The sequence below is a fragment of the Photobacterium sp. genome (assembly GCF_033720175.1).
Classification (GTDB): domain Bacteria; phylum Pseudomonadota; class Gammaproteobacteria; order Enterobacterales; family Vibrionaceae; genus Photobacterium.
This window is the reverse complement of record NZ_JAWWDA010000003.1, coordinates 321,573-337,143: the sequence shown is the minus strand read 5'-3', so window position 1 is coordinate 337,143 and position 15,571 is coordinate 321,573. Positions and strand designations below refer to the sequence as shown.

Sequence of the window (15,571 nt, the reverse complement as noted above, 5' to 3'; positions counted from 1 at the left end):
TATGTGTTTGCCGCAAGCGTGACTTGACCGGCTGCTCTGACTAACGAAAAGGACGCGCTTGTTAATCGACTTTCAGTCGACCGCTAACGCGGCCGATAGGATTCGCTTTACTGCTTGACGCCCGAAGGCTCATATGTGTTAAGTGTGGGCTTCACAACACGCTGCCAACTCAATAACATAGATAAAATTTCAGCGACATTCACCGAAGCCAGAGGCACCGGTTCGCAAAACTATCCTTTGCCGAACTTCAATGCCGCAATTTATACGGATTTAATTCTCCATCATGAAAATTTCGATTGCGGCAAGCCGTTGAAACTAATTTGCTGACTTAATGGCGGTGATTGCGGTAAACCAAAAAGCCTAAAGATCACTGAATTTCTGGCATACGACGCTGAAGTTACTCTTCATGCTCGAAAGCATCACCGCAATTTGCGAGAAAATAACCACAACCAACAATGTCAAAATTGCGGCTCGCGGAACCGACAAAATACTACGCGCCCACATTTAACATTTTATACAACGATCATAGATCGCATATCTTTCCTGAATTGGACCTATACGATCTGTGATCGCTACGTCCCAACCTATTCCCAAGAACATGAAGATCTATTCTCAGGAATATCAGGGGAAAGGCATATTTTTCATGCACATATCTTGTTATAAGCACGCTACCGCCCTTGAGTCACAGCCTCACAACCAAAAAGGGCAAGAAATTTTGCGGGACATTATGCCTTAAAATCCGTCATTAAGTGTATGTTACACATCAAAGTTATTACTCTATTTTATGATAAAAGCACTTAAAATTAGTAGATTATCGGGATGGTACGTTTTGATGAAAAATTCGAGCGTCTAATTATCCGTACATTTTCAACCTGATTGTTGACACTCACCCTTGAATGGGGCAACATTACCATGTTGAGAAACCTCGCCTGATTGGCGGGGTTTTTTCGTTTTAGCACTATCAACAAGAATCGGCGCCTTTGGTCTTCAGATCAGCGGCGCTTTTTTTATGGGTGAAAAGCATGCAAGAAAAACTCAATTCAGCTTTGGCGTATTTCTTCGCCTGGCTGTTGGCTTTCTTCGGGGCGTTATCACTACAAGATTGGGCCACCATTATTGGCGTGGGGTTGGCGATTGGTACGTTCTGTGTCAATCGCCACTACCGAAAGAAAAGCTTCAAGTTGTTGCAGCAGCATCCCCAGTTGAGGGAGCTGTATGAAGATATCAACGGCTAAACGCTGTATCGCTGTTGTTATCGTTGGTCTGTTATCTGCTTTGCCAACCGGCACATTAAAAACCAGTGACGTCGGGCTTAAGCTGATAACCGATTATGAAGGGTGCCAGCTTAATACTTATCAATGCTTTGCCAATGTCTGGACCAATGGCTTCGGCCATACCGTCGGCGTCAGCCCCGATTCTGTGGTTACACATGAAGAGGTGGTCGATAACCTGGTGAAAGATGTGCAATCGGCTGAGGCCGTGATTGATAAGCAGGTAACGGTACCACTCGAACAATTCCAGTTTGATGCGTTCGTCAGCTTTGTTTTTAACGTTGGGGCAGGGAACTTCAAACAATCGACGTTGCTGAAAAAACTGAATACCAAAGATTATACCGGAGCCTGTAACGAACTTACTCGCTGGGTGTATGCCGATGGTAAACGCTTGAAGGGCTTGGTTCGTCGAAGAAACGCCGAAAAGGAGGTGTGTTTGAATGTTCACTAGCATTAAAGCGTACTTCAGTTTTGGTGTCGGGCTTTCTCTTGTTTGTCAGCCTCTTATTCAATTATTCCCAATCTCAAGTAAACGAAAATCTAAGCACACAGCTTATAACTTCCAACCTTTCTGTTAAGTCTCTTACTGCCAAGAACCAAGCGCTTGATAACCAAATGCAGGCGTTGTTGTTGGATCGTGATGCGGCGCAACAGGCCGCTGATGAAAATCAGCGCGAGGTATTGACGTTAAGGCGCGATGCTCTGGTTAAAGTGAAAGAGGTTCGGACGGTGATACAACATGAAGATTGTTATTCTCAGCCTTTGCCTGACAGCGTTATTAAGCGGATGCACTACAACTGAAATTGTCACTGAATATCGGGAGGTGTTTGTTAAGCCTCCCGCTTCAGACCTTACCTTATGCTTACAACCGTTTGAATTGCCTCCCGCCACGTATGGCGAGGCGGTTGAACGTGATCCTTTATGGTTCGCTTCCTGGAAGGAGTGCGCCAACAAAATTCAACGTTTGAGAACCTTCTACGGCTTCTTGAACGTTAACCCGAATACGGGCGAATAAGTCATTACCTATTGGGTGGTCGTCCACCGTTAAAACCTAGTCGCCCGTTCCTTATTAGCTTTGCTTAGTTTTACTTTCCTGCGTCAGTACCTCGCCGTCTTAGTTGTTAGCCACGACGGAGCTCCTTACTCCTGAGCGCAATATAAGAATCAAAAAGGTATTAGCCTCGCGTATCCCGCGACATTAAGGCCAACGTCAGGCCGAGGCGAACAATGGCGTGACACCCGGAGAGACGGGATTACTTTTATCGAGGGTGGTTATGAATAATGAAAAACGGCTCTGGAATACCAGTGAATTAGAGCAGTTTGGTTCTCACCGCTCGACTGTTCGAAAACGTCTTAACGGAATAGTGAATGGTGATATGGAACAAGCTGGTGGCGCTATTGGTGACATTGGTGGTTCGCTGGCGGGGGCTGCAGCAGGTGCGGCTATTGGTTCTGTGGTACCGGTGATCGGGACTGCCATTGGTGGATTAGTTGGCGCGATTGCTGGTGGCATGGGCGGTGAAATGATCGGTAGTTGGTTTGGTAGCCAACTTGATTTTGCCCAATGAAACCGCCAAGAAAGTGAATGATGTGCAAATGAAAGAGGCTGAAGCAAGGCAACGTGGCAATGTGCATTTTGCTCCGGTCATTCAAGTTAATGGTGCAGCTCTACAAGATCCAAGCGCTGTCGCTAATGCTGCCGTAGAGAAAATGAATCAGCAATATAGCTATTTAATGGGCGGCAACACCATGACTAAACAGTTTGGCTATGCAGCGATCGATCAGGGGTAAGCGATGCAACATCTTGTTATTGGTGCGTTTGTGTTTTCGGTGTCTGCTCATACGCCGCTCACTAAATTTACGCGTACTACCAAAGGTGCCTTTTCTGAGGTGCCGTTAGTCGATAACGCGACTTCTGAAAAAACAGGCAGACCACTAGAAACCATCGATATTACTGCGAAATGGCTCCGTTATGGAGCTCATGACAATGTGGAAGCATTGCGTGGCTTAATCGACGAACCGCAGCAAGTCAGCAACGGCCAGGGTGAAAACCTTGGCCGTTGGACCATTAAAAGCCTGACAGAAGGTAAAACTGATTTTGTTCATGATGGCCGCAATATGGTGACCGAGGTGAGCTTGCAACTGTTGGAGTATCGAGGTGAGAGTTAACGTTAATAAAGGTGAGTTGATCACCGATATTTTATATCAACACACAGGACAGGATGACGATCAGGTTGAGGCGGAGTTTTATCGCATTAATCCGGGTGTCAGGGGGGAGCTATTTACGGCTGATATGGCTGTGACTCTCCCGCAACCCACTCATAAACAAAACCTGAAAACAGTGAATCGAAGTTGGGACTAAGAGAATGTTTAAATTAATGGGTAAAAACAGCGAATTGATTTTATCTCGCCTGAAATCATGGCGCTTAACAGATGGCAACGGCACTGAAGGGGATAACCTGACATTGACGATTAACTCTGATGATATTGACGGTATACCGCCCAAAGGTGAGAAATACACCGTGTATTTGGGAGAAGTGAAACGTGATGTGTTTGAGATCTCTCAGCGCTCCATTGAGTTGCACCCGCGTGAAGTTAAACTGGTGCTTACTGTTAGCCCATTCTCGATTAATGACGTGACCGGATACAGAGAACGTAAGTCACTCAGTTGGGATAATGCGACGCTTAGTCAGGTTGTCGGTGATTGTGTTACTCCCCATGGCTTTGCTTTATTTGTTCATCCTGAATTACAAAAAATTGTAATCCAGCATTTGGATCGGACAGAAGAAAGCACTCCAGCTTTTCTTAACCGGTTGGCAAAACAATATGATGCCGTCGCTAAACCTGTTGAAAGTAAATATATTTTTGTACCCATTGGTAAACAGAAATCCGCAACGGGTACAGACATTGAAGCCATTACGCTGTCACTTCCTCAAGGTAATACTACCGAGAATACAAATTTCATTAGCTTGAGTGCCGATCTCGATGGTCGGTCTGAGTTTAATGGGGTACGTGCGTTTTATGTTCCGACCGAAGATGGCAGTAGAAAAGAGGTTAAGACTGGCAGCAAGCCGTTTAAGTTACTGCGCTCATACCGTGAATGGCAAATTGAGCTAGGTTATAGAAGTGACTCAGTCTTTCCTGTTTCAAAGCACAGCAATAAGCCAATCTATGGGGCTAAGGCAAGTGATTGGATCCGTGCTATTGCTAAAAAAGAATGGGCGGCTCATGACCTGAGAAAACGGGCGCGTACTGTCTGGGCTGAATTGGGTGTTGATTACATTGTCGGTGAAGCATTGTTGAATCACGCAAGGGATAAACTAGATCAAGCCTATATTCACACTCATATGGAAAAGCAAAAGAGAGAAGCCCTAGAAGCCTATCATAATTGGCTAAAAAACTGCTGGTGTAACTGTTTTACGCCTGTCTCGGATCATATTTAGCTCCCACTTTAACCCGCGTCAGACCTGCTCAAAATGAAGATCTCACGCTAAACCCCAGAGGATGATAAAACGAATGGATAATTTGGCTCAAAGCGGCCCAATCGACCTGAGTTTGGTAAGTATTGCGCGTGTGGTTCCGCACCAGGTTGGATTGGTTAAGCTGAGTAAGACACAGTTGCGAGTGCTTAAGTCGATTAAAGAACAGGAGGAGGTGACCGCGTTGATGATAGCTACACGTTGCCAAGTGTCTCCCAGTTGGGCGAGTTCCTTGTTAAGACGGCTTTTTGAAAAGTGTTACCTTCAGAGGTCTGTGGGTGTTCTTCAAACTGGAGGTGTTGAATTTAAATATTATCGTTAAGCCTGAGATCTAGGAGACCAGTCTCTGGGTAAATATCAAATCCTAACCTTCGGTAGAAGTTGTGAACCGGGTTGGACTCACCAACTGAACAGTAGCCATAAATTCTTTCATAGCCTTTGCGTCGGGCTAATTGAATTGCTAGAGATAAGACTGCATTTCCAATCCCGCCGGAGCGTCTGGAGTAATCATGGATGTAGATGTCTCCAATGAACAGCCCATCTTCCTTGATTGAAATGTGCAAGCGAAGGACTGGTTCTCTATAACCCTTATCTCTTTAATGATGAAAGAAAACCAAGGCAACTCTCGTCTTACTTCTAGATCATAAGTCATATCTTCGATGTTGATTTCAAATAGCATTCTTCGAACCTCCTTGTAACATATTGAATGTATTAGAACATAGGTTCTTCTAGCAAGTAAATCTCTGCATACGATGCGACATCTCGCGAAATAAAAATTTTTCGGGCTCTTTGGTCACCACCACCGGGCTTGCATCAGAAGTAGCCCGGCGTCATTTGGACTATGCGCGTTATGCGTAACGTATTGATGATTTATCACGATGAATGAGAGTTGCTATGCAGCTCGAGCTAACCGGTATGAGCTGCTTTGGACAGAAGTTTGTTAGTGCTTTTAATCTAACGTGTCAGGATTAAATTAGTAAATGTATAGAAAACGCAAACATAACCGACCAACTAAAGCGGAGCCAAGAGAAAGCGCCGCTTTATTTGGTTCGAGTTGATGCACATGTTAGGCTTTAGGCGGCCTGCAATAGCTGTCTAAACTAGTCCATCCCAGACCCAGAGCAGCTACCACAACACACAACTTGATCGCCTTTTTCATCGTCGCTTGGCTTCTCGTCCTCAGTTGTTTCAGTGATTTCTTTTTCGTCTTCTTTCGTTTTATCATCGTCTTTTTTAGGGCCACTATCGGAATTTACTACTTTCATTGTTTCACCTCATTCATAGTTAGAGTTGCAGGTATCGTTGCTCAATTTGAACAGTTAAGACTACATATAAAGCGTGCGCTTAGTTTAGGGCTTATGAACAACTATTCTTGAAAAAAGCCTCTGAAGTAATGCTGATTTCCCAATAAAGTCTGTTTAACATACGTGCGAAGAAAAATTTCTAAATCAACAGTTCCATAGTTGCACGGATTATCTCGACAAAAGTGTTTGCCGCCACAAATAGCTATTTCTCGGCAACTAATGCAAGTATCATTATTAAATGGGCTCATGTTTTTTTCTTGAGCGAGTTCAAGCAATTTATTGGGATTTGTATATATATCATTAATTTTTAAGCACTTTCTTCCCGTAAAATCTCCATTGCATAATCCAACCCTACCATCTGCAAAAATTTTTATGTTATGTCGATAGTATGCCCTACATGGAGTTTTAAGGAGACTAGGGCTTTGCAACACGTTTAACCCGTGCTCAATAGACAGATCTATTACTTGGGATGAGTTCCATAATTTGAACTCATCATATGACATGCCGTTCTTGTAATGGTTATATTTGTGCTCGTGTGTATAAGCTATCTTTGGCGTGTATTTGATTCCAAGGTTCTTCATGTGCCCGAAGAATTCTGGTAAATATTTCTTGTTTGTTGAATCAGAATTATACCTGATTATTAATTCTTTTCTTGAATCATTTATAAAAATACGATTACAACTGACAATATTCCTTTCAATGGCTATATAATTAGCCTTATTTCCTCTTGTTAGCCGTTTTTTGTCATGATCCACCTGAAGAGTTAGAGAGACTGCGACCCGTAAGTTATCAAATTCTTCAATAAATTCAGGAGCTAACAATACACCATTAGTATCAATGTGTATCCAGATTAGAGCATTATGATTTTCACAAATAGATTTGGCTTTTTTGTAAATTTCTAATATCTTTCTTTTTTGTAGTAACGGCTCACCACCAAAAAAATAAAATTGAAGACCTGAGTACTCTCCAGTCTTAAAACAATTCTCAATATATTTAATTGTTTTGTCTATTGTTGCTGATGAAATATTGGAATTCTTATTCCATTGAGACTGATAACAGTAAACACAATCCATATTGCATTTTTCTGTTAGTTCAATAATGATTTCTAGACGGTTGGAGTAAAAATTATTATACGTATTCTGAATATGAGAAATAGCTTCTACGTCACTCAGAAAAAATCCAAGTCGTCGTAACTCATCTAGTTCACCCTCACTGCCACGTATCACCCCATCCTGTAGCTTTTCTCGTTCCAATAAAACAGTGGCCCTGTTTATTGAATTATAAAGTATAGAGTTTTCCTTGTCATAACCAACCTCGAAAACATACTTATTTAATCCATAGTTATTCACGACAGTGCTACCTATTCAAACAGCCTAACAACCGTATATATTGCTTTCTGCCACATAACAGATCTATATAGTTCTGGAAATAGCGGCAATTTCAACTTAAGCCAATTAGCGAAAGCATGTGGGCTACGATGTGATGTGTAGCAACAGGTTATATATCATGCGCTACCGCTATCACGTCACCAAGACTTCATTCATCAGCATAGCCAACCTTGCAAGCAAAGAAAACTAGGCAGTCCGATTCATATCACAAAACAAGTAACATAAGGGAAATTTGGGCAAAAGTTATGGTTGATAAACACAACTAAATAACTGTGTTATCAAGCTTTGTGGCAGAAGTAAGCTAAAGCTGCCAAATTAGCCCGCATCAATAGTCGTGTAGTTTTTTAGGCGTATATGAATCGAAGAAATTTGGCTTAGGTCATGGGGGCAAAAAAGGGGTATTTAAAAACCGTTATAAACAATAATGCTAGTAGGTTTAATGCCTTGAATGGTAATGCTTTTTCTGGTTTTCGTCGCTAAATCGGGCTTTTGCAAGGCACTAAGTCAGCATTCCGCCCAGTATTTTGGATATTGCTTATAATAGTGTTACTCAATATAAGGGATGAATTGATTCCTGAAAGGGGAGGTAGCCTGGTTTTATTTTTCAGCTATGATTTGTACTGTTATGGAATTACGCTAAATAATCGATTGTGTAATGTGTCCACACTGCGTCCTAGTAATCGGCTCTTAAATATATAGTCTTTATAAAACAATAGATTAAAGTGATCGTCTCATAAACTAACCAAAACAGTGTTGGCTGGTTTTCATTGTTGCTCATTATAATCTTCTGCACAGTTAATGATCTGTTGTCTTTGGTCATAATAACAGAGAATTATGACGACTGCGGAATTAGATTAGATGGAGGGGATCATAAACCAATGATTATGAAGAACGGGTGGTGTGAGTTGTGAAAAGGCATGTTGGTACAACCGGCTGTCAGAGCTGCGCTTAGCCAGGCGATCACACTTTGACATGCATGCTGCAAAGCCAATAAGCCAATAAGCCAATAAGCCTATCCGCCGATCAATCCCCACTAAATCGAGAGCGATACTAGAACGAGTAATGGAAAATCATATGGAAAGCAGTGATGATGTATTGTTTCCTGCCCCTTAGTTAAACAGCCCTATTACCATTTCAGGGGCTAATCGTTATATCCGGCGTATACGTGACAACTAGCCATAAGAAAGCTGGCGAACCCACGACTTCAGGCGATCACTTTCAACGGGTGTTTCAGAACTTGGTGTAATGCCACGTGTAGTAAAAAAGATGTTAGGTCATGAGCTGGGTGGGGGACTTGCCGTCTACAACAATCAGGATTGGTTAGACAATCAGCTTGAAGCGTATGCGGATCGGTTGTTTGAGGCGATAGAGTTCAAGCAGTAAAAGCAGATTATCCTTCGATACACATATTCGTTACGTTTCATTTGCAGTTCAATATGTTCCGAGTAATATGTACATATAATTGTGCGAAATTGCTTGTTTTTATAGACAGTTTGCGTGGGATGATTAGAGCTGTTACTTGAGGGCGATGAGAGAGCTTAAGAAGATATGTGATCCAAATTCGCATATTTCCTTTATATCTTTCGATTGGTGAAGGATATTCGAAAGGTGTCCGTATAATAAAATGTTATATGCCAATATTCATGTTTAGCGTAAATATTAAGGATAGTGAATAATGAAACAGGGATTACTTGTAATAGATGTTCAAAATGACTATTTCAGTGGCGGGAACATGGAATTGGTCGAAATGGACGCAGCGGCTTCAAATTGTGAAAGGTTACTAGATACTTTCCGTAATAAACAAGCTCCAATTTTCCACATTCAACATCTCGCAATCAAAGAAGGGGCAACATTTTTTGTTCCAAATACTCAAGGATGTGAAATTCATAAAAGTGTAAAACCTCACGGTAAGGAACCAGTACTTGTTAAGCATTATCCTAACTCGTTCCGTGATACTGAACTTCATGAAATGCTCCAACGGGCGGGTATTGAAGAAGTCGTTATTTGTGGGGCAATGACTCACATGTGTATAGATACAACAACTCGTGCGGCCTTTGATTTAGGGTACAAGTGTCAAGTTGTTGCTGATGCATGTGCAACACGAGATTTAGAGTTCAATGGCCGTCTTCTTAAAGCCGTTGATGTGCAGACTGCTTTCATCGCTGCTTTGAATGGTCCATTTGCTGAAATATCATCAACAGAGCAATATTTAAGTTTACAGTAACAGGCATACAATGCCATCAAGGTGACGCCTTACATTCGGCTTTTTGGTTTGGAGTTCGGTATGCTTGGCTAGTTCAGAGTTGGCACAGCTTATTGTAGGCGTTATACATCCCTCATAATGTTGTACTTATCTGTAAAATATAGATTTAAAGGAAGATAGAATGAACACAAAACCAAAAATTATTATTTCGTCACTTGATGCAGAAAGGCTGGATAATATTCTGGATTCATTACCTCATAATTCCTTCCCGGGTAAGCAATCTTTAGAAGATGAGTTGGACAGAGCTCAAATTGTAGAGCCGAAGGATGTTCCATCTACAGTGGTGACAATGAACTCAACTGTCAGATTTATAGTTAAATCTTCAAAAGAAAAGTTCTGTTTGACGCTGGTATACCCTAAAGATGTTAATGCTAAAGCAGACAATATCTCAATACTTGCCCCCGTGGGTAGTGCTCTTCTCGGGTTGTCCCAAGGCGATGAAATAGAATGGCCAAAGCCGGGCGGTGGAATGTTGAGTGTACGCATTGAAGAAATTTTATATCAGCCAGAGCGTAGTGGAGACTATCATCGTTAGATGTTCTGTACATTTTTGCAGCCTGGTGCATATAAGGCAATTATGGTGATGCCTTAACTCGGCAGCTTTAGTATGGAGTTAGGTGTGCTTGGCGGGTTCAGCGTTGGCACACCTTATTACAGGCGTTAATGCCCAAGGAAGGTATTTAGATGAATGAAATCACGCAAATTTTAGACTTTATAGTTGAAGTTGAAAAGTTAAAATCGGTTATACGTAAAACTCGTCCAGTAGGCCTGCGACGCTATGAGAATTCAGCCGAACATAGTTGGCATGTTTGTCTTTCCGCCCTAATGCTTAAAGATTACGCCAATGAACTTGTGGATATCAATCATGTGATAAAGATGCTGTTGATTCACGATTTAGGGGAGATAGATGCTGGTGACAAAATCATTTATTCAAGTGAAACAACTGAGAATAAATTGAATGAAGAGTCAGGGATAAAACGACTTATTGATATTTTGCCGCAAGGCCAAGGTGATGAATATCTGTCGTTATGGTATGAGTTTGAAGCTGGAGAAACTCCCGAATCAAAGTATGCGAAGGCAATCGATCGTGTTCCACCTTTACTTCATAATCTTCATGATAATGGGCATAGTTGGAAAAAACATAATATCCCGAAAGAGAAAGTTTTTTCCTTGAATGGCAGTCGTATATCAGAAGGTAGTCACCAGCTTTGGGATGTGCTTGAAGTTCAATTACAACAAGCAGTGAAAGATGGCCTGTTGAACTAAGGGCACTTTACAAAGCATCAACACATTGCAAACGTTAATCTCGACGAGTATCTACAAAAGCGGTTACTCTATAGTGACCGATTTTCACTAAACATCTACCTCGAACACCCACCAACATTCAGCTTCCATTCTTCCACTACAAGTAGTTTCTAGAGGTTCAATGCAAGTTTTAGAGGAGATGTTGTAACAGGGCTTTAATACGAATGAATAATATCTTTATCGTTGAAGGCGATTTAACAAAAGCAAATGTCGATGCAATCGTGAATGCAGCAAATCCCAAAATGTTGGGAGGTGGTGGCGTTGATGGAGCCATTCATCGAGCGGCCGGCCCTGGTTTACGAGAAGAATGTTTTAAGGTTAAGCCTGTAAATGGCATTCGCTGCCCAGTTGGAGAAGCACGAATTACCTCGGCAGGAAATCTGCCTTCAAAGTATGTAATTCATACTGTTGGACCTATATATAAACACGTTGCTAATCCGAGAGAATTGCTTGAATCTGCTTATTTAAACTCGCTTCGTTTGGCTATAGAGAATCATTGTCAGACAGTAGCATTCCCTGCGATATCTTGCGGTGTATATGGCTATCCTCATCAAGAGGCTGCGGAGGTTGCGCTTGGTGTCTGTAGTCGCGATGAATTTCAAGCGCTTAAAATCTACTTCTACCTAATTGGTCGCCAGATGGTAGATATATGGCGTTGTGCAAAAAGTAATAGGTATAACTAACCATTTTCGTGCTAAGAGCAAGGAGAGCTTCATTTCTGTCGTCACAATAATCCCACTTTCCCCAAATCAGATATGGATATTCGAATTATTACATATGCACACGATGGAACTTTTTGCTATACATATATAAGTGATATCTAAAGTACAAGGTAAAAATGTAAAAGTTACTGTTGTTATCTAAGGGGTATATCTAGAGTGTTTTTTACTTTGCATGCGATAGACATAAATCTTTCGATACTTGTTGGAATTACGATCTGAGGTTGTGGGGTAAGTTTATTGAGATTTATAAAACAATCAAAATCCCAGCGATGAACGATTTATCAAGTTAGATCGAGAGGCTAATGAAATTTAAAGCTTCTTCAGGCAGACGTTGGATTTTCCATAAACCAAGACATTGGTGAATTTTGAAGGTGGAAAAATGAATTTACAAATTGGTAAAGCTGCTCCTTACTGGATGGTGATTTTGGTAGCGTTAATATCCGGGTGTGCCGGTCAACAGATCAGAACGAAAAGTAGCGTTGTTGACTATCTTTATCCAACAGAGTCTGAAGCAATAGTGCAGCCTTCAATCCCTGTACTAAATCTTCCTGTTAAGGTTGGGATAGCCTTTGTTCCTGAACAATCTTCCAGATTAAGAGGGGTTAATATGTGGTCTGGAGTTACGGTTGGTGGATCACTTACCGAAGCAAATAAAACAGACCTCCTCGAAAAAGTAGCAGAAAATTTCAGAGGTCAGGAATTTGTCAGTGACATTGAAGTTATACCATCAGCCTATTTAGCTGCCGGAGGTGGATTTTCTAACCTTGAACAAATACGTACCATGTACGGAATCGATATAATCGCTCTGGTTTCATACGATCAAATTCAATTTACTGACGAAGGGCTGCTTTCATTAGCTTACTGGACGTTAGTTGGCGCGTATGTGATTTCAGGTGAGAAGAATGATACTAGCACCATGTTAGATACAGCTGTATATGACATACAAAGCAAAAATATGTTATTCCGAGCGCCTGGCACCAGTAATGTAAAAGGGAGTTCAACACCAATAAACCTGAGTGAAGAATTACGAAAGGATAGTGTCAGGAGCTACGATGAAGCAACGGATAATATGATTTCGAACTTAGAGGTGCAGCTGGAAAAGTTCAAAGAGAAAATAAAACAAGACCCCGAGCAAGTTAAAGTTGTACACCGAGAAGGCTATAGTGGTGGTTCTATTGGGTTGTTGGAAATGATAATGATGTTTTTGCTCTTTGGGGCTGTCAGGCATGGTTACTCAAAATACTCTCCCAGATAGGGTACTTAATGCCTAATGTTAAACTAAGTGTTTATAATTAAGTGCTTAACTAAAGTTTGTCAATGTTTTAAGCTTCAGAAAGGTTAAAAAACGCCGAGTGTTGGCTATCCACCAAAGTTGTTTGTACGGTATTGTTATCCGTTGTAGTCGTAGAGATTGTTTTGTGAACCATACAGTTCCATTGTTCCTTTCAGGCTAAAGCCTACGTTTTTTAATAAACGATTAGAGCCTAAATTTTACTTGACCACTACAATTACTGATGTTAACTAGATCGACAGAGGTGTACAGTTTCCCGTCCCTACAAACCATCGTCATGGTTTTATCTCGACATTTAGGGTCATCACATAAAAAATTATATCTATTACATTAGTTGCATATTTGGGGTTTTCGTTCTTAACTTATAGTACGGTGCAGTCGAGGTAGATGTTAACCGCAGAAGTCTAATCAATAGATGGAGGTAGCAGATGACAATAACAAGAACCTTGGTGGCTGCAACTCCAGAGATATTATATAGTTTTTTGCAGAACAGACTCGAACGTGATTATTTTATCTACTGTCAATTCAGCAAGGAGTGCTGGCCAGGGAACAGTCGATTTTTTGGTGCGAAAGGCATTGAATTCAAAGAAGAATATGACAATAACGTTCGGTTTCTTAACCCCAATGACTACTTCTGAGGTCATTATGACAGTTCGGCAAAGGCGCTGACAGAGCTGTGATGCTTGTTACTTCTATACTTTACTATTTCTTGGGCTAGTCGATATTTGTGACGTAAACGTCACTGCATGCGATTTGAAACCTGGCGAAACCACGATAATTGTCGACAGTGGTAATACTGTGTATAAATACAGTTTTCGGGTTGCTTGTTGTGGCAACGCTATGTAATGTTTATGTAATTCTTACTTCAACTCAAAGGCCTGAAATGCGCCATTCATTACGCGAAAAAGTCATAGAAGTCTGTACTAAAAAAATAGAGCAAAAAGGAGACAACGTAGGTGTCTCTTTTTACGCATTCTTCGCTAACAAGAATGATGCGCCAGAATTGTTGATGGAAGCGGCAACGTGGTGGATTCAAACTCATCAACTCGATCATTTCGAGAAAGCGAAAAAAATCATAGCCATGATGGAGGATGGCAAGTAGCAAGCTATCAGGTTTACGGCCATACAAGGCGTCCAAAAGGGATTCATTACGCTTGGTGTTTTAACTTTAATCCGCTTCCATATTGATGGAACAATAATGGATTGTCGTCTGGTTGGCGTTGTTCAGCCCTTAACGGGTCAGGCATTCAGTCATCAAGATAGAAAGCTGTAACAAATGGTTAAGGGAAACAAGAAATACTAGTGTTAATACTGTATATTTCTCACTTTAGTTCCTGGTACATCAAAGAGAAAAATCTTCATGAATTTAATTGTCATATTTCTAGCTGTAATGGTCGGTGATTTTCTTACTGACCATTTTGGATTTGGCTTTAATGTTTTTTCTGACCCATTCGATTTAACGCTACTTGTTATTAATGTTATTACATACATTGCGATTGCTACATGTCTTGATTTTGCACTGAAAAAATTTAAATTTCACACGAAGAAATTATAAAGATGGTTTCATGGTATTGACAGCAATACTCTTGACATCTGTCTTATCCGATATACTCGCTCAGGGTGTTTTTGTCTAATATTGTATTGGTTCTGTTCACGATTTGGCTTGGTGTCGCTTGAATCCTGAACAGGGCTCCAATTACTCGTTGACGCCCATCATGTGATATTTTCAATTTTTTACTCAAGGCACTTTAGGTGAGTGTAACTTTATCGAACAGGAGTCTGGATACAACAAGCAGCTGCGGATCCTCGATAGTGGTTGTGGTACGGGTCGCCAAGCAACTGAACTGACCAAACGTCGTTACACTAATCTGCTGGCGAAGCTTTTTCCTCCCTCTTTAACAGACGCGAATTAAGGCATCAAATCAGACTAATACACTTGTGGCCGTGCCGTTTTCTGGCCGGTTTTCGTTGTCTCACTTTAATGTAACTAGTGCAAGCCTTCGAGATCATCTGGTTGGTAAAGCTTTCCGTTAAACGCGACATAGATACCCGGAGGGGCGAGCCGGGCCGCCAGAAAAGCGGAACCCAAATTAAAGCCGGCATCGTTGGGTGAAAATCCGACTAATGGCCACATTGCTCCTGTAAAAATAATAGTTTGACCATGATTTTTTGCTAATAGAATTTGTAGCCGACGAGCACTGTCGAACAGCGTAAAAGTGCCATGAGTGATAATGTGGCGGCAGCAGTTACTGAGGCTAATCGAGATATGTATCTTTTCAATATCCTGGTGATTAATATTCCGGCTATCTTTCATGCAGATCTCGGTGAGTTCGAATTCGTCGTTTGAAAGTTGGCCGAATCTGGTTATGAATTCGGGAATGGCGGTTTGTTGATGGCATAAAGTTGTACTGGCATCAATATCATAGTAGGAATCAATAGTACCGCCGGTAACGAGAATTTGAATTCTTTCTTCATTGTAGTTTCTGCTCATATCAGCCTCCTAAGGAGCAATAAGGGTAAGTATAGTTAGCGACAGATGACTCGGTGT

20 protein-coding genes are annotated in these 15,571 nt (G+C 41.3%); 16 read left to right on the top strand and 4 right to left on the bottom strand.

The window, feature by feature from the left end; translation table 11 throughout:
* Positions 1-1,022 precede the first annotated feature (1,022 nt).
* The 9 genes from R3289_RS05865 to R3289_RS05825 all read left to right on the top strand — a co-directional run bounded on the left by R3289_RS05865 (position 1,023) and on the right by R3289_RS05825 (position 5,072).
* Positions 1,023-1,235, top strand: coding sequence for an HP1 family phage holin (locus R3289_RS05865; RefSeq protein ID WP_318924551.1), 213 nt, complete (start codon positions 1,023-1,025; stop codon positions 1,233-1,235).
* Positions 1,216-1,722, top strand: coding sequence for a lysozyme (locus R3289_RS05860; RefSeq protein WP_318924550.1), 507 nt, complete (start codon positions 1,216-1,218; stop codon positions 1,720-1,722). Before R3289_RS05865 ends, R3289_RS05860 begins: the two co-directional genes overlap by 20 nt.
* Positions 1,704-2,072, top strand: a complete 369-nt coding sequence (locus tag R3289_RS05855; protein ID WP_318924549.1) for a DUF2570 family protein — start codon at positions 1,704-1,706, stop codon at positions 2,070-2,072. Before R3289_RS05860 ends, R3289_RS05855 begins: the two co-directional genes overlap by 19 nt.
* Positions 2,073-2,545: 473 nt before the next feature.
* Positions 2,546-2,839: a glycine zipper domain-containing protein gene (locus tag R3289_RS05850; protein WP_318924548.1), complete on the top strand. Its 294-nt coding sequence runs from the start codon at positions 2,546-2,548 to the stop codon at positions 2,837-2,839.
* The gene (locus R3289_RS05845) at positions 2,823-3,062 is read left to right on the top strand and encodes a hypothetical protein (protein WP_318924547.1); all 240 of its coding nucleotides are present in this window, start codon (positions 2,823-2,825) and stop codon (positions 3,060-3,062) included. The genes R3289_RS05850 and R3289_RS05845 overlap by 17 nt, the downstream gene beginning before the upstream one ends.
* A gap of 3 nt (positions 3,063-3,065) precedes the next feature.
* Positions 3,066-3,440 (top strand): phage tail protein, encoded by a 375-nt coding sequence (locus tag R3289_RS05840; protein WP_318924546.1) that lies wholly within the window; start codon positions 3,066-3,068, stop codon positions 3,438-3,440.
* Positions 3,430-3,633, top strand: a complete 204-nt coding sequence (locus tag R3289_RS05835; protein WP_318924545.1) for a hypothetical protein — start codon at positions 3,430-3,432, stop codon at positions 3,631-3,633. The genes R3289_RS05840 and R3289_RS05835 overlap by 11 nt, the downstream gene beginning before the upstream one ends.
* 4 nt (positions 3,634-3,637) lie before the next feature.
* Entirely contained in the window at positions 3,638-4,714 is a 1,077-nt protein-coding gene (locus R3289_RS05830; protein WP_318924544.1) for a hypothetical protein, read from the top strand.
* 61 nt (positions 4,715-4,775) lie between these two features.
* Positions 4,776-5,072 (top strand): MarR family transcriptional regulator, encoded by a 297-nt coding sequence (locus tag R3289_RS05825; RefSeq protein ID WP_318924543.1) that lies wholly within the window; start codon positions 4,776-4,778, stop codon positions 5,070-5,072.
* On the opposite strand, the gene R3289_RS20540 is transcribed toward R3289_RS05825, so the two are convergent.
* The 3 genes from R3289_RS20540 to R3289_RS05815 all read right to left on the bottom strand — a co-directional run bounded on the left by R3289_RS20540 (position 5,056) and on the right by R3289_RS05815 (position 7,403).
* A complete protein-coding gene (locus tag R3289_RS20540) occupies positions 5,056-5,313 on the bottom strand; it encodes a GNAT family N-acetyltransferase (protein WP_413466678.1) in 258 nt (85 codons plus the stop codon). The two genes, R3289_RS05825 and R3289_RS20540, sit on opposite strands and share 17 nt — an antisense overlap.
* Before the next feature lie 537 nt (positions 5,314-5,850).
* Positions 5,851-6,015 carry a hypothetical protein gene (locus R3289_RS05820; protein WP_318924542.1) on the bottom strand — a complete coding sequence of 55 codons (165 nt, stop codon included), beginning with the start codon at positions 6,013-6,015 and terminating at the stop codon, positions 5,851-5,853.
* A gap of 101 nt (positions 6,016-6,116) precedes the next feature.
* A complete protein-coding gene (locus tag R3289_RS05815; protein WP_318924541.1) occupies positions 6,117-7,403 on the bottom strand; it encodes a radical SAM protein in 1,287 nt (428 codons plus the stop codon).
* A gap of 1,284 nt (positions 7,404-8,687) precedes the next feature.
* Between R3289_RS05815 and R3289_RS05810 the strand changes: the two genes are divergently transcribed.
* From R3289_RS05810 to R3289_RS05780, 7 genes are all read left to right on the top strand, one after another.
* Entirely contained in the window at positions 8,688-8,825 is a 138-nt protein-coding gene (locus tag R3289_RS05810; RefSeq protein WP_318924540.1) for an integrase, read from the top strand.
* 292 nt (positions 8,826-9,117) lie between these two features.
* The gene (locus R3289_RS05805) at positions 9,118-9,666 is read left to right on the top strand and encodes a cysteine hydrolase family protein (protein ID WP_318924539.1); all 549 of its coding nucleotides are present in this window, start codon (positions 9,118-9,120) and stop codon (positions 9,664-9,666) included.
* A 160-nt stretch (positions 9,667-9,826) separates the two neighbouring features.
* Positions 9,827-10,240 carry a nucleoside diphosphate kinase regulator gene (rnk, locus tag R3289_RS05800; RefSeq protein WP_318924538.1) on the top strand — a complete coding sequence of 138 codons (414 nt, stop codon included), beginning with the start codon at positions 9,827-9,829 and terminating at the stop codon, positions 10,238-10,240.
* 149 nt (positions 10,241-10,389) lie between these two features.
* On the top strand, positions 10,390-10,971 hold the full coding sequence (locus R3289_RS05795) for an HD domain-containing protein (protein ID WP_318924537.1): 582 nt from the start codon (positions 10,390-10,392) through the stop codon (positions 10,969-10,971).
* Between the two features lie 203 nt (positions 10,972-11,174).
* The gene (locus R3289_RS05790; RefSeq protein ID WP_318924536.1) at positions 11,175-11,693 is read left to right on the top strand and encodes a macro domain-containing protein; all 519 of its coding nucleotides are present in this window, start codon (positions 11,175-11,177) and stop codon (positions 11,691-11,693) included.
* 418 nt (positions 11,694-12,111) lie between these two features.
* Complete coding sequence (gene rhlP, locus R3289_RS05785) at positions 12,112-12,987, top strand: rhombotarget lipoprotein (RefSeq protein WP_318924535.1); 876 nt, start codon at positions 12,112-12,114, stop codon at positions 12,985-12,987.
* Positions 12,988-13,906: 919 nt separating this feature from the next.
* Entirely contained in the window at positions 13,907-14,125 is a 219-nt protein-coding gene (locus R3289_RS05780; protein WP_318924534.1) for a DUF6500 family protein, read from the top strand.
* A gap of 885 nt (positions 14,126-15,010) precedes the next feature.
* Here the strand turns inward: R3289_RS05780 and R3289_RS05775 are convergent.
* Positions 15,011-15,514, bottom strand: a complete 504-nt coding sequence (locus R3289_RS05775; protein WP_318924533.1) for an asparaginase domain-containing protein — start codon at positions 15,512-15,514, stop codon at positions 15,011-15,013.
* Positions 15,515-15,571: the final 57 nt, after the last annotated feature.

Excerpts from the sequence above, each read along its gene's own strand:
- rhlP (WP_318924535.1), top strand. The coding sequence starts at position 12,112 with ATGAATTTACAAATTGGTAAAGCTGCTCCTTACTGGATGGTGATTTTG.
- R3289_RS05810 (WP_318924540.1), top strand. The coding sequence starts at position 8,688 with ATGCCACGTGTAGTAAAAAAGATGTTAGGTCATGAGCTGGGTGGGGGA.
- R3289_RS05780 (WP_318924534.1), top strand. The coding sequence starts at position 13,907 with ATGCGCCATTCATTACGCGAAAAAGTCATAGAAGTCTGTACTAAAAAA.
- R3289_RS05795 (WP_318924537.1), top strand. The coding sequence starts at position 10,390 with ATGAATGAAATCACGCAAATTTTAGACTTTATAGTTGAAGTTGAAAAG.
- R3289_RS05865 (WP_318924551.1), top strand. The coding sequence starts at position 1,023 with ATGCAAGAAAAACTCAATTCAGCTTTGGCGTATTTCTTCGCCTGGCTG.
- R3289_RS05805 (WP_318924539.1), top strand. The coding sequence starts at position 9,118 with ATGAAACAGGGATTACTTGTAATAGATGTTCAAAATGACTATTTCAGT.
- R3289_RS05775 (WP_318924533.1), bottom strand. The coding sequence starts at position 15,514 with ATGAGCAGAAACTACAATGAAGAAAGAATTCAAATTCTCGTTACCGGC.
- R3289_RS05840 (WP_318924546.1), top strand. The coding sequence starts at position 3,066 with ATGCAACATCTTGTTATTGGTGCGTTTGTGTTTTCGGTGTCTGCTCAT.
- R3289_RS05825 (WP_318924543.1), top strand. The coding sequence starts at position 4,776 with ATGATAAAACGAATGGATAATTTGGCTCAAAGCGGCCCAATCGACCTG.
- R3289_RS05860 (WP_318924550.1), top strand. The coding sequence starts at position 1,216 with ATGAAGATATCAACGGCTAAACGCTGTATCGCTGTTGTTATCGTTGGT.
- rnk (WP_318924538.1), top strand. The coding sequence starts at position 9,827 with ATGAACACAAAACCAAAAATTATTATTTCGTCACTTGATGCAGAAAGG.
- R3289_RS05830 (WP_318924544.1), top strand. The coding sequence starts at position 3,638 with ATGTTTAAATTAATGGGTAAAAACAGCGAATTGATTTTATCTCGCCTG.
- R3289_RS05820 (WP_318924542.1), bottom strand. The coding sequence starts at position 6,015 with ATGAAAGTAGTAAATTCCGATAGTGGCCCTAAAAAAGACGATGATAAA.
- R3289_RS05850 (WP_318924548.1), top strand. The coding sequence starts at position 2,546 with ATGAATAATGAAAAACGGCTCTGGAATACCAGTGAATTAGAGCAGTTT.
- R3289_RS05790 (WP_318924536.1), top strand. The coding sequence starts at position 11,175 with ATGAATAATATCTTTATCGTTGAAGGCGATTTAACAAAAGCAAATGTC.